This is a genomic window from Aquabacterium sp. CECT 9606 (assembly GCF_918741295.1).
Classification (GTDB): domain Bacteria; phylum Pseudomonadota; class Gammaproteobacteria; order Burkholderiales; family Burkholderiaceae_C; genus Aquabacterium.
The window spans coordinates 265,438-289,838 of record NZ_CAKKNB010000001.1 but is presented as its reverse complement, the minus strand read 5'-3'; the positions used below and the strand labels follow the sequence as shown (position 1 = coordinate 289,838).

Annotated in this window: 23 protein-coding genes and 1 pseudogene; 12 read left to right on the top strand and 12 right to left on the bottom strand. The window is 63.0% G+C overall.

Translation table 11 applies throughout. The features are described from left to right. Positions 1 to 124: 124 nt before the first annotated feature. The 5 genes from LQ232_RS01360 to LQ232_RS01340 form a co-directional block, all read right to left on the bottom strand. Positions 125 to 1,444, bottom strand: coding sequence for an ATP-binding protein (locus tag LQ232_RS01360; protein WP_230177919.1), 1,320 nt, complete (start codon positions 1,442 to 1,444; stop codon positions 125 to 127). Between the two features lie 2 nt (positions 1,445 to 1,446). After that, on the bottom strand, positions 1,447 to 2,058 hold the full coding sequence (locus LQ232_RS01355; protein WP_230177917.1) for a chemotaxis protein CheC: 612 nt from the start codon (positions 2,056 to 2,058) through the stop codon (positions 1,447 to 1,449). After that, on the bottom strand, positions 2,055 to 2,423 hold the full coding sequence (locus LQ232_RS01350; protein ID WP_230177915.1) for a response regulator: 369 nt from the start codon (positions 2,421 to 2,423) through the stop codon (positions 2,055 to 2,057). The genes LQ232_RS01355 and LQ232_RS01350 overlap by 4 nt, the downstream gene beginning before the upstream one ends. A 122-nt stretch (positions 2,424 to 2,545) precedes the next feature. Continuing rightward, positions 2,546 to 3,637, bottom strand: a complete 1,092-nt coding sequence (locus tag LQ232_RS01345; protein WP_230177906.1) for an ATP-binding protein — start codon at positions 3,635 to 3,637, stop codon at positions 2,546 to 2,548. A 1-nt stretch (position 3,638) separates the two neighbouring features. Next, on the bottom strand, positions 3,639 to 4,715 hold the full coding sequence (locus tag LQ232_RS01340; RefSeq protein WP_230177904.1) for an FIST signal transduction protein: 1,077 nt from the start codon (positions 4,713 to 4,715) through the stop codon (positions 3,639 to 3,641). A gap of 474 nt (positions 4,716 to 5,189) precedes the next feature. Between LQ232_RS01340 and LQ232_RS01335 the strand changes: the two genes are divergently transcribed. From LQ232_RS01335 to LQ232_RS01315, 5 genes are read left to right on the top strand one after another with little or no spacing between them, the layout of a single operon-like run. After that, on the top strand, positions 5,190 to 7,706 hold the full coding sequence (locus LQ232_RS01335; protein WP_230177902.1) for an EAL domain-containing protein: 2,517 nt from the start codon (positions 5,190 to 5,192) through the stop codon (positions 7,704 to 7,706). After that, positions 7,703 to 7,882, top strand: coding sequence for a hypothetical protein (locus LQ232_RS01330; RefSeq protein WP_230177900.1), 180 nt, complete (start codon positions 7,703 to 7,705; stop codon positions 7,880 to 7,882). Before LQ232_RS01335 ends, LQ232_RS01330 begins: the two co-directional genes overlap by 4 nt. After that, a complete protein-coding gene (locus tag LQ232_RS01325) occupies positions 7,879 to 8,727 on the top strand; it encodes an HDOD domain-containing protein (RefSeq protein WP_230177898.1) in 849 nt (282 codons plus the stop codon). The genes LQ232_RS01330 and LQ232_RS01325 overlap by 4 nt, the downstream gene beginning before the upstream one ends. A gap of 13 nt (positions 8,728 to 8,740) precedes the next feature. Continuing rightward, a complete protein-coding gene (locus tag LQ232_RS01320) occupies positions 8,741 to 10,036 on the top strand; it encodes an HD domain-containing phosphohydrolase (RefSeq protein ID WP_230177896.1) in 1,296 nt (431 codons plus the stop codon). Then, a complete protein-coding gene (locus tag LQ232_RS01315; protein ID WP_230177888.1) occupies positions 10,033 to 10,584 on the top strand; it encodes a response regulator in 552 nt (183 codons plus the stop codon). The genes LQ232_RS01320 and LQ232_RS01315 overlap by 4 nt, the downstream gene beginning before the upstream one ends. A 24-nt stretch (positions 10,585 to 10,608) precedes the next feature. Here the strand turns inward: LQ232_RS01315 and LQ232_RS01310 are convergent, their stop codons facing one another. From LQ232_RS01310 to LQ232_RS01300, 3 genes are all read right to left on the bottom strand, one after another. Then, positions 10,609 to 11,478 carry an intradiol ring-cleavage dioxygenase gene (locus LQ232_RS01310; RefSeq protein ID WP_230177879.1) on the bottom strand — a complete coding sequence of 290 codons (870 nt, stop codon included), beginning with the start codon at positions 11,476 to 11,478 and terminating at the stop codon, positions 10,609 to 10,611. A 114-nt stretch (positions 11,479 to 11,592) separates the two neighbouring features. Beyond that, positions 11,593 to 12,750 carry an ATP-binding protein gene (locus LQ232_RS01305; RefSeq protein ID WP_230177877.1) on the bottom strand — a complete coding sequence of 386 codons (1,158 nt, stop codon included), beginning with the start codon at positions 12,748 to 12,750 and terminating at the stop codon, positions 11,593 to 11,595. Next, positions 12,747 to 13,451, bottom strand: a complete 705-nt coding sequence (locus LQ232_RS01300; RefSeq protein ID WP_305878296.1) for a response regulator transcription factor — start codon at positions 13,449 to 13,451, stop codon at positions 12,747 to 12,749. Before LQ232_RS01300 ends, LQ232_RS01305 begins: the two co-directional genes overlap by 4 nt. 144 nt (positions 13,452 to 13,595) lie before the next feature. Here LQ232_RS01300 and LQ232_RS01295 point away from each other — a divergent pair, with 144 nt between their 5' ends. Both LQ232_RS01295 and LQ232_RS01290 read left to right on the top strand, forming a co-directional pair. Further along, positions 13,596 to 14,246 (top strand): choice-of-anchor R domain-containing protein, encoded by a 651-nt coding sequence (locus LQ232_RS01295; protein WP_230177873.1) that lies wholly within the window; start codon positions 13,596 to 13,598, stop codon positions 14,244 to 14,246. After that, a complete protein-coding gene (locus LQ232_RS01290) occupies positions 14,243 to 15,073 on the top strand; it encodes a hypothetical protein (protein WP_230177871.1) in 831 nt (276 codons plus the stop codon). Before LQ232_RS01295 ends, LQ232_RS01290 begins: the two co-directional genes overlap by 4 nt. Before the next feature lie 9 nt (positions 15,074 to 15,082). Here LQ232_RS01290 and LQ232_RS01285 read toward each other — a convergent pair whose 3' ends face one another. Further along, complete coding sequence (locus LQ232_RS01285) at positions 15,083 to 16,876, bottom strand: long-chain fatty acid--CoA ligase (protein WP_230177869.1); 1,794 nt, start codon at positions 16,874 to 16,876, stop codon at positions 15,083 to 15,085. Between the two features lie 116 nt (positions 16,877 to 16,992). On the opposite strand from LQ232_RS01285, the gene LQ232_RS01280 reads away from it, so the two are divergent. Next, positions 16,993 to 18,426, top strand: a complete 1,434-nt coding sequence (locus LQ232_RS01280) for an aldehyde dehydrogenase family protein (RefSeq protein ID WP_230177867.1) — start codon at positions 16,993 to 16,995, stop codon at positions 18,424 to 18,426. A gap of 10 nt (positions 18,427 to 18,436) precedes the next feature. Here LQ232_RS01280 and LQ232_RS01275 read toward each other — a convergent pair whose 3' ends face one another. The 3 genes and pseudogenes from LQ232_RS01275 to LQ232_RS01265 all read right to left on the bottom strand — a co-directional run. Then, a complete protein-coding gene (locus LQ232_RS01275) occupies positions 18,437 to 18,739 on the bottom strand; it encodes an Mpo1-like protein (protein ID WP_230177864.1) in 303 nt (100 codons plus the stop codon). A 23-nt stretch (positions 18,740 to 18,762) separates the two neighbouring features. Next, positions 18,763 to 19,512: a 5'-methylthioadenosine/adenosylhomocysteine nucleosidase gene (locus LQ232_RS01270; RefSeq protein ID WP_230179695.1), complete on the bottom strand. Its 750-nt coding sequence runs from the start codon at positions 19,510 to 19,512 to the stop codon at positions 18,763 to 18,765. A 35-nt stretch (positions 19,513 to 19,547) separates the two neighbouring features. After that, positions 19,548 to 19,655, bottom strand: a pseudogene (locus LQ232_RS01265) (DUF6691 family protein); the annotation flags it as partial. Between the two features lie 113 nt (positions 19,656 to 19,768). Between LQ232_RS01265 and LQ232_RS01260 the strand changes: the two are divergent. The 4 genes from LQ232_RS01260 (at position 19,769) to purT (ending at position 24,399) form a co-directional block, all read left to right on the top strand. Continuing rightward, on the top strand, positions 19,769 to 20,647 hold the full coding sequence (locus tag LQ232_RS01260) for an MBL fold metallo-hydrolase (RefSeq protein WP_230177862.1): 879 nt from the start codon (positions 19,769 to 19,771) through the stop codon (positions 20,645 to 20,647). A 252-nt stretch (positions 20,648 to 20,899) separates the two neighbouring features. Further along, positions 20,900 to 21,838, top strand: a complete 939-nt coding sequence (locus LQ232_RS01255; protein ID WP_230177860.1) for a helix-turn-helix domain-containing protein — start codon at positions 20,900 to 20,902, stop codon at positions 21,836 to 21,838. Further along, positions 21,835 to 23,130: a HAMP domain-containing sensor histidine kinase gene (locus tag LQ232_RS01250; protein WP_230177858.1), complete on the top strand. Its 1,296-nt coding sequence runs from the start codon at positions 21,835 to 21,837 to the stop codon at positions 23,128 to 23,130. Before LQ232_RS01255 ends, LQ232_RS01250 begins: the two co-directional genes overlap by 4 nt. Positions 23,131 to 23,163: 33 nt before the next feature. Continuing rightward, entirely contained in the window at positions 23,164 to 24,399 is a 1,236-nt protein-coding gene (gene purT, locus LQ232_RS01245; RefSeq protein ID WP_230177855.1) for a formate-dependent phosphoribosylglycinamide formyltransferase, read from the top strand. Positions 24,400 to 24,401 lie beyond the last annotated feature (2 nt).

Genomic DNA, 24,401 nt, shown 5'->3' with positions numbered 1-24,401 from the left:
GGTGGGGGTTGATCAGCCACGGATCGGCTCATGCAAGAATCGGGCAAACAAAAGCCCAAATCGGATTGAGCCGATTTGGGCTTGGCCTCTGACGGTGTCAGAGTGTCAGCTGCGGGCGGAGAATTCAGCCCACGGCCTGCGCAGGCTCGGTGGCACCCTTGGTTTGGGTGATCGGAAGCCAGACAAGGAAGGTCGTTCCGGCGCCGACTTGCGTGTCGACGTCAATGCGACCGCCATGCCGGCTCACGATGCTGTAGGAGACCGACAGGCCCAGCCCCGTCCCTGACCCCACGGGCTTGGTGGTGAAAAAGGGATCGAAGATCCGTTTGACCACATCTGGTGGAATGCCAGAACCGGTGTCGGACACCGCAACCACGACCCAGTCCTGCTCAACGGCCGTTCGAATGGTGATCTGACCGCGATCCTTGATCGCTTGCGCGGCATTGACCAGAAGGTTCAGGAAAACCTGGTTCAGCTGAGACGGCATGCACTCCACGAGGGGCAGATCGCCGTAGTTCTTGATCACGTCCGCTTTGTACTTGACCTCGTTCTGAACGATGCTGAGGGTGCTGTTCAGGCAATCGTGCAGGTTGGCACTTTGCCATTCCACCTGGTCAACCCGCGAAAAATCTTTCAAGTCCTGAACGATGCGCTTGACACGGTCAAGCCCATCACGGCTCTCCCTGAAGAGTTGAGGCAAATCTTCTCGCAGGAAATCGATCTCGATATCCTGCTTGACCGCCTTGACACGTGCCAGGGCCTGCGGATATTGCTCAAGCAAGGTCTCCAGCCCTTCGTATTCGCTCAGCAAACGCATGAGGTCGGAGATGTAGCTTTCAAGGCTTCCAAAATTGCCATTCACGAAACCGATGGGGTTGTTGATCTCGTGCGCCACGCCTGCCGCGAGTTGGCCGATCGATGCCATCTTCTCCGCTTGCAGGAGTTGGCCTTGCGCTTCCGCGAGTTGCGCGATCAGTTTTCTTTGCTCGCCCTTTTCCACCTCGAGCGCAGCAATGGTGGCGGTCAGCTGCTTTTGAAACAGCGCCGTGTCGGTGTAGTCAAACAGGGCCACGCAGACGTGGTCCACCACATCGCCGCGTTTGACCGGCAGGAATGTGCAGTTCTGGCGCATGGATTCCATGCCCCCGGTCACTGAACGGTTGTGGGGAAACTTGAAAAGATGCGGCCGCTGCTCCCAGGAAGTGAAGGCATAGTTTTTCAGCAGGAAAACGTTCTGGATCTTCTTTTCCAGCCATTTGGAGGGCAGCTCAGGGAAACATTCAAACAGATTGCGGCCCTTCACCTCGTCAAAGGTCTTGCCGCTGTGCATCGCCATGAAGCCATTCCAAAGCGTGATGCGAAACTCCGGATCAATGGCGAAGAGGCCCACTTCCACGTGGTCAACGATGAAGCTCAGCATCTCAAATTGATCGTCTGGCGGCATGCTCAAAATCTTTCGATGAATGCATCGATGGCACGTTCGACCATGGCGATCTGTGCATCTGACATCAGGATGATCAGGTGGCAGGAAAAGCTGTGCCGCTCGAGTTTGAAGTTGACCTCGACGAACAGCACCTGCTTGGTCTCGATCTGCTCGACGCGGAGCAGGTCCGTGACCGCGCCATGCTCGCCCATCAGGGCTGGTGCCGAGAAACCGATGTCGATCCGGAACTGCTCGGCCATCCCCCCCAGGCACGCGCCCACCAGGGCGTTGGTGACATCCAGCAGAAGTTCGCTTTCGGAGCCGGAGACCGATTCAGGTTCGTAGCCAAACAACTCCGCCAATTGATTGCAATGCTGATGGTTGTAGATCACCAGGGCTTCGCCACGCAGCTGTCCATGAAATGCCTGCCGCACACCAGAGACGTCCTTGCACCCCACCATCTCGGCCACCTTGTCGGCCAGTTGCAAGCCTTCCACGGTCAGGATGCGGGGCACCGACAACTCGACGAACTCGTTGAAGATGCGGGCGATCGAGTCGCCTGCCCTGCCCATGCCGATGTTGGTGATCTCCTGCAGCGCATCGCGCCGGTCTTCGTTGAGCAGCGGTGCGTTCATAGCGCCAATCCGTATTCTTTGAGCACCGCATGCACGGCGTCTGCATTGATGGGTTTGCGCATGAAGGCAATGGCCCCCAATTGCTTCACACGTTGCTGGGACTCTGGCTGGATGTCGGCCGACACCACGATGACCAGGCAGTTCATGTCTTCCTTGCGGAGGTGCTCCAGGACCTGGAAGCCATCCATGACGGGCATGGTCAGGTCGAGGAACATCACGTCGATCCCCCCCTCCCGGTAGGCCTCAAGGGCCTGCTGGCCATTGGAGGCCTGGCGAATGGACACGTCCCAGGACGGCGGCAGCGCTGCAATCAGCATCTTGCGCGCCATGGCTGAATCATCAACAACCAGAACCGATATGCTCATGTCTGAGACCTTGCGAATGGACTGCGGTTGCGCCCCGATCTCCGGGGAAAACTGGGTGTAATGCGCGAAACCACCGCGCATCGTGGAAATGGTACGCCTTGAGTCGGCAATTGAGAAGGCGGTCAGTCAGGCGGCTTGGCGGGCTGCCGGACCGGCAGCACCATCCGAAAGACGGTACCAACGCCATGCCGACTTTCCACGGTGATCTGGCCACCGTGCTTCTTGACGATGCCATAAGACAAGGACAAGCCCAAGCCCGTTCCCTTGCCAATGGCCTTGGTGGTGAAGAAGGGGTCGAAGATCCGCTTGAGGTTCTCGGGTGCAATGCCATGTCCTTCATCCGCGATCTCAACGAAGACGGCCTCCGGCAGCGCCGTGCCCACAGTCACCGTGATCTTGCCGCGCCGCTCATGCATGGCGTGTGCGGCATTGACCAGCAAATTCATGAAGACCTGGTTCAGTTGAGATGGCATGCATTCCACATCGGGAATGTCTCCGTAGTTCTTGACCACCTCGGCCACATATTTGATTTCATTTTGCACAATGTTCAACGTGCTATCCAGTCCACAGCGAAGGTCGGCCCATTGCCACTGCGCCTCATCCACGTGCGAGAAGTCCTTCAGGTCCTGAACGATCTTGCGAACACGTTCGATGCCGTCAATGGACTCACGCACCAGGTTCGGGATGTCCTGTCGCAGGTAGCTCAGGTCGATCTGAGCGCGCAAACTCGCCATGTGCTGCCGAATCGATGCCGCCATGTCAGGCTCATGCGATTCATACGCCGCGATGAGTTCAAGCAGGCTTTGAACATACTCGCGCAGGGTCCCCATGTTGGAGCCCACAAAGCCGATGGGATTGTTGATCTCGTGGGCCACGCCCGCGGCCAATTGCCCGATCGAGGCCATTTTTTCAGCCTGCAGAAGCTGGTGGTGGGCTTCTTCGAGCTTCTTGATCAAATCCTGCTGTTCGGACTTTTCCTGGAGCAGCGCTTGTTCGATCGCATGGCGCTCTTGCAACTCGAACTGCAACTGGACATTGCGCTCGGTCAATTCCGCCGACATCAACTCCAGTGAACGCTCAATGGCGCTCCGGTCGGCATCCGCGTCGCGGTAGGCCTCATCGACGGCCGCCAGCAGCCGAGCCAATTCATCGGATTGCGCACCTTCTTGAAGGTGGCGGCGAATCTGACGCTCAAGCAGTTTGTGGTAGTTCACATTACTGCTCGGAGAACGTGGTGACCGTCATGGTCTGGTTGTGCAGTTCGCACTTGGTGAGACTGACATGCGGGCAGATCTCTCCATAGGAGTAGAAACCTGCCAAAGTTGCCTGAGGGCCCAACACCTCTCGGACACTTTCGATTTCTTCCTCGACACGCTGCTTGAGGACCAGCTTGCGTCCAACACAGCTGATCAGGATGGCCAACTCGGGCTCGAAACTGTCCAGCCGATGAAGCCCCGCCCGCGCCGCACCCGCTGCACCGTCGATCAAGCGGTCGAAGTTGGCTTTCATCAGGCGTGCATGGGTGCCTTGCGGCACATCACCAGCGAAGGTCATGCTGCCCTGGGCCTCGTCCACCGCCAGGATGGTGCGGACCACGCTGCCGTCAATGGACTCGCCACGCAGGGCCAAGGGAAACAGCAAGGCGCTGGCTGGAAGCTGCTGGGCGTGTTCACCCAGGTAACGCTTGTACAGATCAAGTGCCGGCTGGCCATCCAGCTCGAACAGCACATTGCCGCTCGAACGTGTCACCAGCCGTTCTGGCCCGAAGCTGTCCCAGCCCCCCATCGAGCCATATCCCACCTTCAGGCGGTCGCCATAGAAGCCGATGGCCGCCACGCATTTTTCCGAGATTTTGTCGTCAACGCAGACCAGGGTGCGTTGGAAACGATCGCCATCCCCTGCCAGACCTCCAGTCACCGCCACCGCGGCGGGCAGGTGTTCGCGCAGGCCATCGGCCAAGGCCGTTCCATTGACATGGAGACCATCAGACAGAACCATCACATGGACCAGCCCTGGCGTGTTGAGTTCAGCGGCCAGTGCCGCGCCTGTCTGGCGGCTGTCCAGGGCGTCGCCCACCATGGCGCTGGCCATCCGCAGCTGGGTGTGCGCGAAATGCAGCGCCGTGGCCACCAACGTGTTGTCTTGAACGCTCATGCCGCAGATCTCGCCTGCGGTGGAACAGCCCACGATGTGCGCCCGTGGGTACCACATGCGGAGTTGCGCCAAGGCTTCCACATTTTGAAGCGCCTCAGGAGAGCCGAAGGCCAGCACACACTGCGCAGGGCTTTCCATGGCTGGTTTGCCCTGACACCAGCCTGCTTGGGCATTCCACGTCAACTGCTCTGTCTGCATAAGCGATTCTCAAAGGCGATGGGAACGGCCCCAGGCCAAGACTTCGGCAATTCGGCCAAACGATTGAGCGCCATCGAAACAGGCATCACATCCCAAACGTGAACTTGTGGGCGGATGCTGGTCTTTTACGCCAGTCAGTGTCGGCAGGACCGAACAGACACACCAGCAACATGGGAAAGCCCCTGGTTTCTGCCTGAATAGCGCACATTCCAAGAAGCGACTTCGGCCATTCCCGGCGAGATCACACAGATGCGGCCTCCTGCGGGACGACCGACCATCATGTTTCAGGAGCATCAACCGATAGAAGACGAGAGATCCGCGTGGCCACAACGCGGGAGCCAGTGTCACCAAGGAGGCACTTTGAACGACCAGTCCACGCCAAACCTATTGCATGAATCGGAACCTGCACTCCGCATGAGTCGATTCATGATGGACCACTCGCCTGTGCCAGTGCTGGTCGTGGCTGAGGACGGACGGCTGCATTACGTCAACGAGGCCGCTGAAGAACTGCTGGGATACGGCGGAGGATGCATGACGGAGATGAGCATCTTCGACATCGCCCCGCATCGGCGGCCAGACATGTGGCGCAACACCTTGGACACGCTCAAGCTCACAGGCAGCCGCACGCTGTCCAGCGACTGGCGAGCTGCCGATGGCCACACGATCCCGGTCGAGTTGCATGCATCCTCCCTGGAATACGAAGCCAAGAGCTATGTCGTGCTTTATGCACATGACACATCGGGGCGGCAGGAGGCCCAGGAACAGTCCTTGCGGCTTGCCCGGTTTGACACCGTGACCGGCCTGCCAGACCGCCAGATGCTGCACGACCGCCTCCAGGCCGAAGCAAGGCTGGCCCTTCCTCAAGGACGGCGGATCGCCTTGGTGGCGGTCGAGGTCAATGAAATCCAGAAGATCAACGAGTCGCTGGGCTATGCGCTGGGGGATCAACTGCTGTTGTTGCTGACCCGCAGAATGGCCGCTGGCTTGCGCAAGTCGGACACATGGGCCCACATGGGCTCGGGCGAGTTCATGTTCCTGCTGACCGACGACGGCCAACTGGATGACGACCTGGCATTGCAGTTCAGCCGCCAGCTGGTGGAGACCCTGTCGGGCCCGGTCAAACTGGACGGCGCCGTGGTCGAGGTTTCGTGCGGCATCGGGATCGTGGTGTTCCCCCAGGACGGGGACGAGGAGCCACGCCATGCCTTGAGGCAAGCCGAGGCAGCGATGCGCATGGCGCAAGCCATGGGCCCCAATCAGATCTGTTTTTTCACCGCCGAAGCCAATGCCAAGCTGGGGGACAAGCTCGCCCGGGCGGCGGCGTTGCGGGAAGCCCTGGGCCGGCAGGAGCTCTACCTTCAATACCAGCCGCAGATCGACCTGGTCACAGGACAGGTGATCGGCGTGGAAGCGCTCGTGCGCTGGCGCCACGAACTGTTCGGCGACCTCGCGCCCGATGACTTCATCCCGATCGCGGAGGAAACGGAACTCATTCTGGACATCAGCAGTTGGGTGCTGAAGACGGCCTGCGAGAGTGCCATGCGGTGGCAACAATCAGGGCTGCCGGCTTTGCGAATGGCAGTGAACATGTCGGCAAGGCAACTGAATCAGCCCGACATCGCCGGCTCCGTGGAAGCCATCTTGCGGCAGACCGGCCTTGATCCGCACTGCCTGACCATCGAAGTCACGGAAAGCATGTTGATGAATGATCTGGCGCATGTGGCCGACGCGCTGAGCGCGCTCAAGTCCATCGGCGTGCACATCGCGCTGGACGACTTTGGCACCGGCTACTCCAGCCTGGTCAACTTGCGCCGCTTGCCGATCGACATGATCAAGATTGGAAGATCGCTGGTGCCCGACGTCACGGCGGCCACACAGGATGTGTCCATCACACGGGCCATCATCAACCTGGCGCACAGCCTTCAGATGAAGGTGGTGGCCGTGGGTGTTGAAAGCGACGGCGAAGTCGCCCTGCTGGTGGCCAACCAGTGCGACCAGATGCAGGGCTTCTATTTCAGTGAACCCTTGCACGAGCAGGACATGCTCGCGCTGCTGCGTGACAAGAAATGCCTGCCCCAGGACATGATTGGACGCAAAGGCCGCAAGCGCACGCTGTTGCTGGTCGATGACGAGGAGAGCATCGTGTCATCGCTCAAGCGCTTGCTGCGTCGTGATGGTTATGACATCGTCACCGCCAACAGCGGACTTCAAGGCTTGCAGCGCCTGGCCGAGTACGAGGTGGACGTGATCTTGTCCGACCAGAGAATGCCAGGCATGACGGGGGTGGAGTTCTTGCGCAGGGCCAAGGAGCTTTACCCCAAGACGGTGCGCATGGTGCTGTCGGGCTACACCGAACTCCAATCGATCACCGACGCCATCAACGAGGGCGCCATCTACAAGTTCCTGACCAAGCCATGGAATGACGAGCTGGTTCGGGGACACATCAAGGAAGCCTTTCAGCAAAAGGAAATGGCCGACGAGAACTTGCGGCTTGACCGCGAGGTCCAGGACGCCAACCTCGAATTGGCCGAAGTCAACAAGCGGCTCCAGCACCTTTTGGCCTACCAGCAAGAGCAGATCAACCGCGAAGAAAGCAGCCTGACCATGGCCAGAGACGTGCTGGAGAACATCCCGGCACCACTGATGGGGTTTGACCCGGATGGCATGGTCGCTTTCATGAACACCGACGCGGAAAAGCTGTTCAGCGACGCCGGCAGCCTGCTGGGCATGCACGTCAATGACCTCGAGCTGGAGCCCTTGTCGATGCTTTGGAATGCCTGTGATGGCTGTCACCATGACATCACCCTCAAAGGCTCGGCGTTTCGGGCGGTGTGCCGTCCCATGACTGGGGCCGCGAAGTCAAGGGGCGCGCTCTTGGTCCTCATGCCCCAGTCAAACGAGGCCCTCCGGCCTGATGGAAGCCCGACATGACACCCGACCAGATACCCAAGGCCGACGCAGACCTCATTCCACCGGCCTCGACCGAGGCGCAACGCGAGGAGACGAGGCGGCAGATCGAGCACCGGTTCCGGCACATCCTCGACTCCGGTCAGGTCAGCCCTCTTTTCCACCTGGTGATGAGGTACAAACTGGGAACCTTGTCATGAGCAACCTCGTCATCACGCCAGACCAATTCAAGGCGCGTGTCAGAGAACTGCCCTCCCTCCCTGCGGTCGTGATGGAGCTCATTGCCTGCCTGGGCAACGAATCCTTGTCATCGGAAGACCTCGCGGCCAAGCTGTCGCGAGACCCCGCTTTGAGCGCCAAGACCTTGCGCATGGCCAATTCGGCCTTCTATGGCATGACCCGGCAAATTGGTTCCATTCCCGAAGCACTGACGATCTTGGGCATGCGGACCGTTCGAACGGTGGTCGTGGCCGCAGGGGTCACCGGCAGCTTCAAGCCCCCTCAGGTCCCGGGCTTCGACTTCAGAGGCTTCTGGCGGCATGCGGTCGGCACGGCGCTGTGCGGGCAGGCGCTCGCGCGTGAACTTCGCATGGACAGCGACATTGGCTTTGCGGCAGGGCTGCTGCATGACATCGGGCGCATTGCCCTGGCCTGCTCCTACACCGATGTCTACGCCAAGGTCCTGGCACATCAGCGCCAGCATGACCTGCTGCTGGTGGACGCCGAACGGTCCCTGATGGGCATCGACCATGCCGTCGCCGGGGCCCGGATCGCGGAGCACTGGCGGTTCTCACCCGTGATTGTCGAAGCCATCGAGTTTCACCATGCACCGTCCATGCACCATGGTCCGGGGCTGGTGGGGCTGGCGCACCTCGCCGATGCGTTCTCACACGCCTTGGGCTTCTCGGGCGATGCCCATGAGACGGTTCCGCCTACCCCGCCTGACATCTGGGCGGCCATGTTCCCCGGCGAGGAAGCCTGCATGGCGGCATTCGCGCAAGTGCAAAACCAGTTTGAAGATGTGTGTCAGGCCTTGCAGGTCTGATGCCAGGAGCCCCATGGACACGCCCCAAGCCATTTCCCGGACCGTTCTCTGCGTTGACGACGAGCCAAGCATCCTTTCCGCCATGAAGCGCCTGTTTCGTTCGTCAGGACATCGGATCCTGACCGCGGAAAGCGGCGCGGCAGCCTTGGCGCTGCTCGAAACCGAACCCATTGATCTGATCATCTCGGACATGCGCATGCCGATGATGACCGGTGCCGAGCTGCTCTCGCAGGTGCGCACACGCTGGCCCGAGGTCACAAGGCTTTTGCTGACAGGGTATGCCGACATCGATTCCACCATCTCCGCGATCAACGAGGGGCAGATTCACCGCTACATCGCCAAGCCCTGGAAAGACAGCGAGATCCTGGGCACCGTCGCCGAGGCCTTTGAACGCAAGGCACTTATCGCCGAGAAGAATCGCCTTGAAGCCCTGAGCATTCGGCAAAACGAGGAACTCAAGGCGCTCAATGCCACGCTGGAGCAGAAGGTCGACGAGCGCACAGCCGAGCTGGCGCAACTCAATGACCGACTGAAGAAGAACTACTTCAACTCGATCAAGTCGTTCTCCAATCTGATCGAACTGCGTGGTGGGCAGTTGGTGGGCCATTCACGCAAAGTGGCGGACCTGGCAAGGCGCACGGCCAAGACCTTGAATCTGGACGACACGCAGGCCCACGAGGTTTTCATCGCGGCTTTGATGCACGACATCGGCAAGATCGGCCTGTCGGACACGACCTTGTCGAAGCCTGTCTCGAAGATGACGCCGGAAGAGTCCGCCCGCTACAGGCTTCATCCCATTTTTGGGGAGCAGGCCCTGATGGGCCTGGATGACATGCAACCCGTGGCAGCCTTGATCCGGTCTCACCATGAGCGCCACGATGGCCGCGGATTCCCGGACGGCCTCAAGGAAGAGGCCATCCCCGTGGGGGCTCGCATCCTGGCCGTGGTCGATGCCTATGAAGACATGCAGGCCGGCCACCTCATCACCGAGTGCCTTTCGCCGCACGAGGCCCGCACGATGATCGGCCGTGGCAGAGGCACGCAATTCGATCCAGCGGTCATCGATGCCTTTCTGAGCCTGTTTGCCAAACCGCCGCCCCCACCCACCCATCGTCCGCTCAAGTTGAGAACGGACGAGCTGAAACCCGGCATGGTGCTCGCCGTTGACTTCCTGTCCGCCGAAGGTGTCTTGCTTCTGGCGGCAGACCATGTGCTGACCGATGAACTGATTGCCCGCATCAAGACCTTCGAACGGCGCGGGGGCCAACCCATCTTGCTGGCCATCAGGCAGCCACAGGAGCGACCATGAGCCGCATACTGCTCCTTGACGATGAGCCCAACGTGGTCTTCGCCCTGCAGCGCTTGCTCCGCAGATCGCTGCCGGCATCCACCAAGGTGGAAGGCTTCGACAATCCGCTGCAGGCGCTCGCACGCACCGCCGTGGTGTCGTTCGATGTCATCGTCAGCGACTTTCGCATGCCCCGGATGAATGGCGTCGAGTTCCTGGGAAAGGTGCGCGACAAGCAGCCTCAGGCCATTCGGATGATCTTGAGCGCCACCACGGAGGTCGAGACCATCATGACGGCGATCAACGACGTGGAGGTGTTTCGTTACCTGACCAAGCCATGGCGGGAAGACGAACTGGTGTCATGCGTCCAGCTGGCGCTGGAGCGTGCCCACAAAAATCGCCTGGAGCGCAAAGCCGTCGACGAGATGAGGGTGCGCCAGAATGACTTGAGTGCCCAGGAAGCCGAGAGAAGGCGCCTGGAAGAACAGGAGCCTGGCATCACCCATGTGGAATGGGGGCCGAATGGTGAGGTTCTGATGCCCGACCTGGACGAGGATCCGGACAACTGAATCCATTCGGCGCGCAGTGACCGATCAAGCCGAGATGCCCACCGTCAAGGTGGCCGTGTAGCCGCTGACCACATCGCCGCTGATGCTGGCCACCTGCAGGCTCACGCCATCACTGAAGACGTTGTCGGTGGCGAAGCTCATCTGGCTCAGGTTGCTGATGCTGGCGCTGTACCCGGTGGCCCCGTTGTAGATGGTCTGGCACACGTCCACCGGAAACGTCAGTTGCGAAGTCTTGAGCTTGTTGCTGTACTGCGTGGCCACGCTGGCCGATCGGTAAATTTCAAAATGCATGTGCGGCATGCGGCCCGAGTAGCAACCCGGGAAGATGGTGGTGAAGCTCGCCACCCCACCACTGTCGGTGGACTGCACGCCGCGCAGGTAGTTCTCGTCGGTGATGCCTGACGAGTACATGGAGTACTTGCCATCGCGATCGCAATGCCACAGGTAGATGGCGTAGCCCGACAGGTCAGCGCAACTGGCACCCGTGTTGACCAGCCGGATTTCGATGCTCAGGGGCACGCCGGCCGCGACGCCCGTTGACCCGGCAATGCTGCTACGGATGTCGCTCCGCACGATGCCACTCAGTGCCAGGGCATTGGCGATTGACCCATTGCTGGTGTTGGAGCCATCACCGGGATAGGGGCCGGCGGTCTCCTCGGGGATGACCGAGCACGAGGTGGTGGCTCCGGTGCCCGTGGTCGTGTTGGTGGCGGTGGTTGACGTGGTGCTGGTGGATGAGTCGTCGGTGTCATCACTGCCCCCGCCACAGCCCACCAAGGCCACGGTGCCGGCGCCCAGCAGCCAGCGCAGTGCTTGCCGACGCCGGGTGGCGGCGTGGATGAACGTTTGCAGGTCGTGGGCCAGGCCGTGATCATGGTCGTGCAGCTCTTGCATGGGGTGCCTTGTCGTTGATGCCCGGGCACGTCTTGCCCGTCAACGCATTACAGCGAGCGTGTTTGTCGCGTGTTTAGCGCCTTTGTGTCGCCCTGGACACAAGCGGCGTCGCCGTCAAGGAAGTGCCTTGCCGCGTGGCAAGATCACCTCGGCACGCAGGCCGCCTTCAGGACGGTTCGCCAAGGTCAGCGTGCCGCCCTGCCGCGTGATCAGATCACGGGCAATGTACAAGCCCAGGCCCGTGCCGCCAGTGTCGCGGTTGCGAGAGCTTTCAACCCGGTAAAAGGGCTGGAACACCGTCTCCAACTGGTCGGCCGGGATGCCGGGCCCGATGTCGTCCACCACAATGCGCACCTGGTGCTCGTGCGCCTGCACCGACACATCGGCACGCTGACCATAGCGCAGCGCATTGCTGACCAGGTTGGACACCACCCGGCGCAGCAACACTGGCTGGGCCCGCACCACCGCAGCCGTGCCCTGGAAGCTCACGGGCAGGCCCTGCTCCACCAGGTCATCGGTCAGCGACTGCACCACCGAGCACAGCTCGGTGTTCTGAAACGGTTCGGTGGATCCCGCGTCGCGGAACATCTGCAAGGCCGAGTCGATCAACTCGTTCATTTCGTGGATGTCGTTCACGCAGCGTTCGACCAGCGGATCCTCCGGCAAGCTGACCATGCGCAGGCGCATGCGCGTCAAGGGTGTGCGCAGGTCGTGCGACAAGGCCGCCACCATCAGGCCGCGCGCCTTGAACTGCTCGTTCAGGCGCTTGGCCATGTCGTTGAAGACGCGGGCTGTTTCCCGCACCTCGGTCGTGCCCTGGGTGTCGTCCAATCTGGGGATGCCCGGATCCTGACCCAGCGAAGCCGTCAAGGCACGCGATGCTGTGGCCAGGGTCTGCATGGGCCGGGACAACCAGCGGGCACCCAACCAGGCCGCCAGACCGATGATCAGCAGTCTGATGCCGTAGTCAAGCACCAGCAGGCCCGTGGGCAGGGAGTCGATGGGCGGCTCGCCGAATGGCCCGCCATCGTCCATGTCTGGGTGCCCAGGATCATGTGGGCCACCAGGGCCGTGCTCAAAGCCGGGGGTGGGGGGCAGGGACGGGAAGGTGGGCAAGGCCGGCCCACCAGCCTGCGGCCCATGTGGCGGCGATTCGCTGTGCAGCAGTGTCACCACGGAGTAGGCCACCACGTGGCTGCCCACCAGCGCCACCCACATCAGGATGAACAGGCGCCTGAACAGGGTGTCGCCCAGCCAGCGTTTCAGATTCATGCCTGCACTTTCACGTCGAACAAATAGCCTTCGCCACGCATGGTCTTGATCAGGAGAGGTTCGCGGGATGAGTCGCCCAGCTTCTGGCGCAAACGCGACACCGCCAGATCGATGCTGCGGTCATTGACCTCCACCCCCGGCGCGCGCGTGAGGTCGATCAACTGGTCGCGGCTGAGCACCCGGCCGGGGCGTTCGACGAAGGCCGCCAGCAAGCGGTACTCGGCACTGGACAGGGCCACGACCACGTCTTGCGGCGACACCAGTTGGCGCAGCAGCCGGTCGAACTTCCAGCCTTTGAACTGGACCACGCGCTGAGCGTCTTCCTTGCCACGTTCGCCTTTCTGGGCACGGCGCAGGACGGCGTTGATGCGGGCCACCAGTTCGCGCGGCTCGAAGGGCTTGGCCAGGTAGTCGTCCGCGCCCACTTCCAGCCCCAGCACCCGGCTGGCCGGGTCGCCCTGCGCGGTCAGCATGATCACGGGGGTGCCGGCGGTGTCCTGCACCCAGCGGCACAGCGCCAGGCCATTGTCATCGGGCAGCATCAGGTCCAGCACGATGACATCGAAGGTGCCCGACTGCACCAGGCGGCGCATCTCCGCACCGCACGAGGCGGTGGTCACCGCCATGCCGAAACGCTGCAAGTAATCGCGCACCGAGTCGCGGATCTCGCCGTCATCGTCAACCACCAGACATCGATTCATGGAACTCATTCTAGGCAGTCTGCCCGGCCATGGTGTCGGCGCGGTAGGCGCTGTGTGTCGAGGCGGACATGAAGTGCGCACAAAGCCGACAAATGGCGTGGTCAAGCTGGCGATCCCAAGCAAGCAGACATTGGAGCAACCAACATGACCCACCGATCCCTCACCACCCGGCTGAAGGCCATATGCGTGGCCAGCGCCCTGTGCGCCCTCGCTTTGGCCACGCCCTTCACCGCCCAGGCCACCACGCTGTCCGACAACACGGCGCAGGCCTCCAGCGACACCTTGGCCGCCACCGCCACCAGCTGGCTGGCCGCCAGCTTCATGGCCGATGCCGACTACAGCCTGGCCACGCTGGAGGCGGTCTTGTCCGGCACGGCCGACAGCGGAGCCAGCACCCTGGCGCTGTACAGCAGCGATGCCAGCGGCCTGATTCCCGGCAGCCTGCTGGCCAACTTCACGGCGGGCACCTCTTCAAGCGGCTCACTGGGCTTCACGCTGAACGACGTTGACCTGCTCGCGGGCAGCAGCTACTGGCTGGTGCTGAGCAACGCGACGGGCAGCACGAACTGGTCGTGGACCGAGTCCAGCGAAGGATCGGGCACCGGTTTCAACGGCCTGTGGGCCAACAGCGATGACGCCGGCGATGTGTGGTTCACCAACAGCAACCTGTACCCCTTGCAGGTGGCCGTGACGGTGGTGAGCGCCGTGCCCGAACCCACGTCGATGCTGCTGTGGCTGGGCGCCTTGCCCATGCTGGCCTGGGCCCGCACCAAATCCAAGGAGGTGAATGCATGAGCACCCACCTGATCAACACGCCCCGTCGCCTGCTGCTCAAGCAAGCCGCCGCCAGCACCGCGCTCGTCGTGGCCGCGCCCTTGACGCGCGCCGCCTTGGGCAACCGCTCCACTGTGGACGTGACCGAAGGCCCGTACTTTGTCGACGAGTTGCTGAACCGGCCAGACATCCGCGTTGACCCGAGCGACGGCAGCACACAAGAAGGCCTGCTGCTCTTGCTGTCGGTGACGGTCTCCACCTTGGACACCACCACGGGCGCGACCAAGCCTCTGCCTGGGGCCTTCGTTGATCTGTGGCATTGCAACGCCCAGGGCCTGTACTCCGACGTGAGCAGCAATGGCACGGTGGGCAAGAAGTTCTTGCGCGGCTATCAGGTCAGCGACAAGCAAGGCAAGGTGCAATTTCGCAGCATCTACCCGGGGTGGTACTCGGGGCGCTCACCGCACATCCATTGCAAGGTCCGGCAATACAGCAACGGGGCCAAGAGTTCGGAGCTGACCACGCAGTTCTTCTTCGATGAGCAGTTGACGCAACTGGTCTACACCGACACCATGCTGCCGTACTACACGCATGGCCTGCCCGACCAACCGCACAGCACCGACCAGGTCTACAACGGCAACAACAGTTGCATCCCTGGGGCCGTGGCGGGCGATTCGCTCAAGCTCACCCTGGCCCGCACCGCCAAGTACGTGACGGCCAAGTTCGACATCCTGATCGATGCGAGCAACCGGTGCGCCAGCGCGGAAACCAACAGCGGCGGGGGCGGCGGCGGAGGCACACCGCCCACGGGCGGCATGCCCCCAGGCATGACGCCGCCCACCACCTGAGGAGGCCGCTCAAGCCTGCATCGCGGGCTTGTCCTCGTACATCTCGTCGACCAGGTGCTGGTAGCGTGCGATCACGGCCTTGCGTTTGACCTTCAAGGTGGGTGTCAGGTCACCCGCCTCGATCGACAAGGCGCCAGGCAGAACACTGAACTTGCGGATGTGTGCCACCCGAGCCTGCCGGGCATTGACCTCGTCGATGCCGCGCTGCAACTCTTCCAGCACCAAGGGGTGTTGGTGCAGGTCAGGCCCGCTGATCAGGCTGGCGGCGACCAGAGCGGCGAGGACCTCCTGATTGACCGTGACCAAAGCGCTCAGGTAGTGGCGCCCATCGCCACACACCACGGCATGTTCCACCAGCGGCAGGGTCATCAGGTCGGCCTCGATGTTGGCGGGCGAGATGTTCTTGCCACCCGAGGTGATCAGCAGGTCCTTCTTGCGCCCGGTGATGTACAGGTAGCCATCGGCATCGATGTGTCCCAGGTCGCCGCTGAACAGCCAGCCATCCTGCATGGCCTCGGCCGTGGCCTGGGGGCTGCCGGCATAACCCTGGAAGATGTGCGGCCCGCGCACCATGACCTCGCCATCATCGGCAATGCGCATGTCCACGCCCTTCAAGGGCCGCCCCACCGAGCCAATGCGCGTGGCGCCTTCGGTGCTCAGGCTGGTGGCGCCGCAGGTTTCGGATTGCCCATAGACCTCGCGGATGACCAGGTCCAGCCCGCTCATGAAGCGGAGCTTCTCGGCCGCGATGGGCGCCGCCCCGGATGACAGCATGTGCGCCTGGTCCAGGCCGATGGCCGCCTTCACTTTCTGGTGGACCAGTTGGCCGGCCCATTTCTTCTGCCAGTTCAGCCACGCACCAGGCTGGCGCCCATCCAGAATCGCGCCGTGCCATTGCTGGCCCACGCGCAAGGCCCAGGCGGCCAGGTGTTTTTTCACCCCGGTGGCCGCCGCCAGCTTGGCCTGGATGCCGGCGTGCATCTTTTCCCACACGCGCGGCACGCCAAAGAAAATGGTCGGGCGGACCTCCTTGAGATGCTCGCCCAACTCGTCCAGGCTGCGTGCAAAGTAGATTGGAAAACCCACCATGGCGGGCGTGTGGATGCTGACCATCTGCTCGGCCACATGGGCCAGCGGCAAGTAAGAGATGACGCGCTCTTTCGCCGTGGCGGTGAGCGACTGGCCCAAGGCCGTGGCGCTCCAGGCCAGGTTGGCATGCGACAGCATCACCGCCTTCGCCGGCCCCGTGGTGCCCGAGGTGTAGATGCAGGTGCCCGAGTCGCCAGGCTGCAACTCGTGCAGGCGACGCTCTACCAGGGTCTGCAGGCGCGCCTCGCCCAGCGCCATGAAGGCCTCCCACGACAAGGCATCGCCCAGGCTGGTGGCCCCCTTCATCCGGACGATTTGCCGCAGATGGGGCAACCGGCCTCGCAAAGCCGCCACCTGCTGGTGCCGCTCATCGCTGTCCACCAGCAGCACCGGGCTGCGCGAGTGGTTGAGCACGTATTCGACCTCGTTGGGCGGGCTGGTCCAGTAGATGCCGGCCGGCACGGCGCCAATCATCATCGCCGCCATGTCCATGATCACCCACTCAGGCCGGTTGAAGCCCAGCACGCACACCACGTCACCGCGTTGGACGCCCAAGGCCAGCAGCGCGCGCGCGGCCGCGTCGACCTGATCGGCGTAGTCGTTCCAGGAGGTCGACTTCCAACCCCCGGCCTCGCGCACGAAATAGCCGGGTTGATCGGCGTGCCGCAAGGCCGTCTGCACGAAGCGGGCAGGCGTGGAAACGAAGTTTTGCATGGGCCCATGCTAGGCTCGTGTGACGTTAACGTCAATCAACTACCTATTGGGTAAAACGCTTATAGGTCTCGTCAGCGCTGATGGCTACAGTGCGGCGAGCTGCAGGAGCGTTCCCCATGTCCGTTGCGATGTCCGAGAGCGATCCCGCTCTGATGCAAGAAGTTTTCGACGCACAGGGCTCCACCGCCTTGCGCTGGCGCAACTCAACGGGCGCCGAGCGCGTGGCACGGCTCGTCAAGCTGCGTGAGGTCATCCTGGCCCACCGTGAAGCGCTTTACCAGGCCTTCCAGCAAGATTTCCGCAAGCCCGAAACCGAGGTCGAGGGCTCGGAGATCATCCCGATCCTGGACGAGCTTCGCCATGCCATTGGGCACCTCAAAGCCTGGATGAAGCCGACACGGGTCAGACCCACCCTGCTCACCCTCGGAAACCGGGCCTGGGTACAACACCAGCCACGCGGCCGCTGCCTGATCATCGCGCCCTGGAACTACCCGCTCAACCTCTCAATCTGCCCGCTGATCTCGGCCATCGCGGCAGGCAACACGGTCATATTGAAGCCTTCTGAGATGGCACCGCACGTCAGCGCCGTGCTGGCGCGAATCATCGCCACCGTGTTCAAGCTGGACGAGGTGGCACTGTTCGAGGGCAGCCTGCCCACCGCGCAGGCTTTGCTTGACAAGCCTTTTGACCACATCTTCTTCACAGGTTCCCCCGCCGTGGGCAAACTGGTGATGGCCGCGGCCGCCAAGCACCTGGGCAGCATCACCCTGGAGCTGGGCGGCAAATCACCCACCATCGTGGATGAGACCGCCAATGTGGAGCAGGCGGCCGAAACCATCCTGTGGGGCAAGCTGATCAACGCCGGGCAGACCTGCCTGGCCCCCGACCACCTGTATGTGCACGAGTTCGTCAAAGCCCGCTTCCTGGCCGCGTGTCAAAACGTGCTGCACACCCGCTATGGCACCAGTGCTCTGGAACAGCAACGCAGCCCCGACCTGGCCCGCATCGTCAACCCCCGGCACACACAGCGCCTGCAGGCCATGCTGGACCAAGCCGTGCAGCGGGGCGCCAAGGTGTTGGCGGGCGGCGAGGTGGACGTGGCGCAATGCTATGTCGCCCCCACCCTGATCGAAGGCGTGCCGCTGGATGCCGCCTTGCTGCAGGAAGAGATCTTCGGGCCGATCTTCCCGGTGATCAGCTACACCGACCTGGACCAGGTGATCGGGCAGATCAACCGCCAGCCCAAACCGCTGGCGCTGTACCTGTGGACGCAAGACCAGGCCCGTGCGCACCACGTGCTGGCGAACACCAGCTCGGGCGGTGCATGTGTGAACCATTGCATCGTCCATGTAGCGCACACGGGTCTGCCGTTTGGTGGTGTCAACAACTCGGGCGTGGGCAGTTGCCATGGCCATCACGGTTTCAAAGCCTTCTCACATGAACGTTCTGTGCTGCAAGGTGGCTGGCTGAACTCGATCCGGTTTTTCTTCCCGCCTTACACGGCCTCGCGACACCGCCTGATCCGCTTTGTCTCGGACCGCCTGGCTTGACCGGAACAGCTCACCATTGCACCTTGCCCGTCAAGACTTGGTACAGCATCACCCAATCGCCCATGAAGCTGTAGACGGGGTGGCTGAACGTGGCCGGCTTGTTCTTCTCGAACACAAAATGGCCCACCCAGGCAAAGGTATAGCCGATGAAGGGCACGCCCAGCAGAAAGACCCACTGCCCTGACACCACCACCGCCACCAGAGCCACCAGCACCAGCAGTGAACCCAGCACGTGCAAGCGGCGGCAGGTCAGGTCGGCGTGCTGCGACAGGTAAAAGGGATAGAACTCCTTGAACGAGTGGAAGCGTGTCATGCGGGTCTCCAGCTTGTTGTGTTTCACGGTGGCAGGCGCGCCAGCACGGCCCTGACCACCGCCAGAGAATAGCGGCTGGCCACCTCTTGTACAAAGCGCTGGAAATCAATGTGCGCTGCGTCATCCGCGCGGTCCGAGATCGTGCGGATCACGGCAAAGGGCACGCCAAAGTCGTGGCACACCTGGGCCAGCGCAGCCCCTTCCATTTCCACCGCCAAGGCCTCGGGCACGGCCAGGCGCAAAGCCTCGCTCTCGCTGGTGGTATCAACAAAGAGATCGCCACTGATCACCAACCCCAGGTGCACACGCGGCGCGGATGGCACCAACCCATGCAGGTGGGCTTCGTCGAGCACTTCGGTGGCGGCCTGCGCCACCAAGCTCGCCAGATCTGCATCGGCCTGCAGGCGGTCCACCCCCAGGCCGGGCAATTCAAACCGCGGGAACAGGGGTGAGGCATCCATGTCGTGCTGCAGCAAGGCATCGGCCACCACCACGTCGCCCACCCTCACGCCATGGCCCAGGCCACCGGCCACGCCAGTGAACAGCACGCGGTCTACCCCGAACTCGGTGAGCAGCAAGGTGGTGGTGGTGGCCGCCGCGACCTTGCCAATGCGCGACAGCACGGCCACCACCTCGTGACCACACCACTGGCTCAACCAGAACGTGCGGCCGGCGCGCTGCACCTGACTGCCCGGCGGCATGGCCTGCAACAAGGCGCTCAACTCTTCGGGCATGGCCGACACGATGGCCACACGCCGCACCACTTCACTCATCATGACCACCCCCGTCGCTCAAACCACCCGAACAAACCCATGCCCAAGGCCACCAGGCCCGGCCCGGGGCAAAAGCCGGCAATGCCCCAACCCACGCCAAACAGCAAGCCCGCCACAGCAAGCCGCCTAAGATACCGCCGACTGCCCGCCCAGCCGCGTTGTGCAAGAGGATTGGATCAATGGTCGTGGTTTTGGTCATGCAGGGAATGATTCACTCGGCTTGACATCAATATATTGTTTAACCAGGAGTTGACGCATGAATGCTCAGGCCACCGTCCAAGCCTTTTTTGACCCCAAAACCTGGACCGTGTCCTACGTGGTGTCCGACCCTGCCACCCGGCGTGCCGCCGTCATTGATCCGGTGCTCGATTACGACTTCAAGTCGGGCCACACCACCACCGATTCGGCTGACCAGGTGCTGGCCTACCTGCGCGTCCACGAACTGAGCGTGGACTGGATCTTGGAAACCCACGCGCACGCCGATCATTTGTCCGGCGCCCGCCATGTGCAACAACACGCGGGCGGGCGCATTGCCATTGGCGAGCACATCCGCGAAGTCCAGGCCACCTTCAAGAAGATCTACAACCTGGAGCGCACATTCCTGCCCGATGGCAGCCAGTTCGACCACCTTTTCCGGGAGGGCGAGACGTTCCAGATCGGGAACATCACCGCCACCGCGATGCTGGTGCCCGGCCACACCCCGGCCGACATGGCCTACCTGGTCGGTGGCGCCGTGTTCGTGGGCGACACCCTGTTCATGCCCGACGTGGGCAGCGCGCGCGCCGACTTTCCCGGCGGCAATGCCCACACCCTGTACCGGTCAATGCGGCGACTCCTTGAGCTCCCGCCGGCCACTCAGGTTTTCGTCTGCCACGACTACCCGCCCAACGGACGAGCGCCCCAATGGCAGACGACCGTGGCGGAACAACGCGCCCACAACATCCATGCGCACGACGGCATCAGCGAAGCGGAGTTCGTGGCCATGCGCCAAGCGCGCGACGCCACTCTGGAGATGCCCACGCTGATCCTGCCTTCGATCCAGGTCAATGTGCGTGGCGGCCAATTTCCACCGGCCGACGACAATGGCATCACCTACCTTCGCATTCCCTTGAACGCCTTGCCGTTGCACAGGTGACAATGGACGCCCACGAAAAAAAGGCCACCTTCGAAAAGGTGGCCTTCAAAGCCTTTGGCATCCGGCGGCCATGTTCAAACCAGAACAGTGGCCATGCCGACCAGCCCCTAAGGGCCAGTGGTGTTGTGATGAATTCCCTGAGCGGGCGCCCCATGCGGTCATATTTGAGCGCTTTCATGATTGTATCGCCTGACACCCCTTTACAAGATGCAAAAATGATTCAAATGAATCAGATCTGCGCATAAACGACCCATGGCCGCCCTGGAACCCCACGCCACACCATTGCCCAGCGACGAGGCGCGCGACCCGTCCTCCACGATGGCCGCCGAATGCCTCAGTGCCCTGATGGAGCGCCACGGCATTCCCGCGCGGCAACAGGCGGCGGCCGTGGCGCAAATCACCGGCATCTCCATCAGCCAGGCTCGGCGCAAATTGCGCGGGGCGGTCTGGTTGTTTGGCGAGGTGATGGCCATCACGCAGCACCATGGCGAATCGCTCGACCAGGTGTTTGCCCCTCAAGCTGCGCCACCCGGACCTGTCTCGCCCGCCCTGGCCAGCCACTCGCCCAACGCCACCCAAGCGGCCCAGTTCCTGATCGAAGGCCAAGCCCTTCCTTGCGAGGTCCGCCTGGGCGCGCAGATCGTCGGCAGTGCACTGCCAGGCGTGGTGCTGGCCGCCGCGCACGATGCCCAAGGCTGGTGGGTGGCCAGCCCGGCTGCGCTGCAAGCGCAGGGGATTCAAGGGCCGCATTACCAGGTCGCCCAAGTCACCATGACCCAGAACAGCCAGGCCAGGCCTGCGCGCATCGCCGTGGTCGACGACGATCTCGCCTCGGCCGAGGCACTGGGCGACTGGTTCAACGAGACCGGCTACCGCGCCGATTCATTCACCAGCGCCGCCCAGTTGCTCGGCACGCCCCTGGCCGATTACGACGCCTTCGTGGTCGACCTGATCCTGGGCGTGGGTCAGACCTCGCACGCCTTGGTCGAACAGATCCGCGCCGCCCGCCCCCAAGCCCCCATCGTGCTGCTGACCGGCCAGTTGCGCGGCGGCGCCGCCACCGAGGCCGACCTGACCACGCTGCTGCGCACCCAGGGCGTGGCCTTCTTTGAAAAGCCCGTGCGCCCGGCCGTGCTGACGGCCACCATCCAGAGCAAACTGGACCGCCTGGCCAACAGCACACCTGCATGACCCGCACGCCGCCCCGGCCTGTCGATGCCCGGCATGCCCGCCTGATGACCGGCGTGGCCATGCTCGCCGCCATCGGCACCCTGCTCATCTGGCTCACTGACCGCCAGGAAGGCCTGCTCACCCCCTGGGATCAATGGACCATCCCAGCACTGTCGGCCTTGTACTTCGGAGTGGGTGTGCTGCACATGGTCCAACCCCGCTGCATGTCCTTGGCCGCGCCGCCCACGCTCATCGCCACCAGCGTGTACCTGCTGGTGGCCCTCCACCTGGGCGTGGACGGGCAGTCCCTGCCCCAGCTGTACGCCGTGACTTCGCTGGTGCAATTGATCCCGGTGTTCTACGTCATCGCCTTCGTGGCCTGGCAACGCGGCGGCGTCTGGATCAGCGGCCTCACCTACGCTGGCGTGCTGGCCCAATACCTGTTCAGCCTGCAAACGCCCGCGCCGGCCGGCGGCTGGACCGACGCACACCTGCTCACCCAGAAAACGCTGCTGGCCTCGGTGCTCATTCACCCCGCTTGCATCCTCGCACTCAGCTTCATCGTTCATTTGCGCGTCCAGCTCGGCACTTCGCAGCAAGAAGCCTTCAAGGGCAAAGAGCGCTTCCTGGCCATGCTCTCGCACGAGATCCGCACCCCTTTGCAAGCCATGCTCGGCAGCATCGATCTGCTGGCCCTCAAGCTGCGCGGCAGCGCCGAAACGCGCGCGCTTGACCGCCTGCGCAACAGCGCCACCCAACTGGACACCCACCTGCGCGACGTCACCGAGTTCACCCGCCTGGAAGACCCCGCCTTGCGCATCCAGGCGGACACCTTCGACTTGCCCCAATTGCTCAACGAGCTGCGCGACGACTGGATCGGGCAGGCCCAGGCCAAGGGCCTGAGCTTGCGCATCGAGCTTGCCCCCGGCGATCAAGCCGCCCTGCAAGCGGTCAAGAGCGATGCCACGCGGGTCAGGCAGATCGTGTGCAACCTGATCAGCAACGCCCTCAAGTACACCCTGGTGGGCGGCGTCACCGTGCACGCCAGCCCGTCACGCCCACACGGCGCGCGCGGCATGACGATCGTGGTCGAAGACTCCGGCATCGGCATCGCCCCCCAGCACTTGCAGACCATCTTCCAACCCTATGTGCGGCTGGAAGATGCGCGTGCGCTGCGCGTCGACGGCACAGGCCTGGGCCTGGCCGTGGTCCAGCGCCTGGTGGGCAGGCTGGGCGGGCGCTTGCATGTGGACAGCCACCCTGACCGCGGCAGCCGCTTCACCGTCGAGTTGCCCATGGCGGACAATGGCTGACCGCCACGCCGTACTTTCAGCCGCCAGCCCGCCATGAGCACACCCACCAGAAGCACCCCAGGCCACACCCTTTCCCTTGGCACACCCTTGTCGCCAGCCGCCACGCGCGTCATGCTGCTGGGCTCGGGCGAGCTGGGCAAGGAAGTGCTGATCGCCCTTCAGCGCCTGGGCGTGGAGACCATCGCGGTGGACCGCTACCAGAACGCCCCAGGGCAGCAAGTGGCCCACCACAGCCGCACGATCACCATGAGCGACGCCGACCAGTTGCGCACACTGATCCTGGCCGAACGCCCTCACCTGGTCGTGCCCGAGATCGAAGCCATTGCCACCTCGGTGCTGGAAGAGCTGGAAGCACAAGGCGTGGTCCGCGTCATCCCCACGGCCCGCGCCGCCCGCCTCACCATGGACCGCGAAGGCATCCGCCGCCTGGCCGCCGAGACGCTGTCGCTGCCCACCAGCCCCTACGTGTTCGCCGATTCATTGCAAGAGCTGCAAGCCGCCATCGACGGCAAGATCGGCTACCCCTGCATCGTCAAGCCGGTGATGAGCTCGTCGGGCAAAGGCCAGAGCAAGATCGATGGGCCCGCCGATGTTCAAAAAGCGTGGGATTACGCGATGGCCGGTGGGCGCGTGAGCCATGGCCGCGTCATCGTCGAAGGCTTCATCGATTTCGACTACGAGATCACCTTGCTGACCGTGCGCGCCGTGGACGAGCAAGGCCAGATCACCACCCAGTTTTGCGAACCCATCGGCCACCTGCAGGTCAGCGGTGACTACGTGGAAAGCTGGCAGCCGCATCCCATGCACCCCCAGGCCTTGACCCAGGCGCAGGCCATTGCCAAAGCCGTGACCGACGACCTGGGCGGCCAGGGGCTGTTCGGCGTGGAGTTGTTCGTCAAGGGCGCGCAAGTGTGGTTCAGCGAGGTCAGCCCCCGCCCGCACGACACCGGCCTGGTCACCCTGGCCACCCAGGTGCAAAGCGAGTTCGAACTGCACGCCCGCGCCATCCTCGGCCTGCCGGTGAACACCGCGCTGCGCACGCCCGGCGCCTCGGCCGTCATCTACGGCGGTGTCGATGCCCAGGCCATGGTGTTCGACGGCGTGGCCGAGGCCCTGCGCGTGCCCAACACCGACCTGCGCCTGTTTGGCAAGCCCGAGAGTTTTGTCAAACGCCGCATGGGCGTGGCCCTGGCGTTTGACGAGCAATTGGACGTGGCCCGCGCGCGCGCCAAGGAAGCGGCTGGCAAGGTCAAACCCCGCCCGGTTTGAAG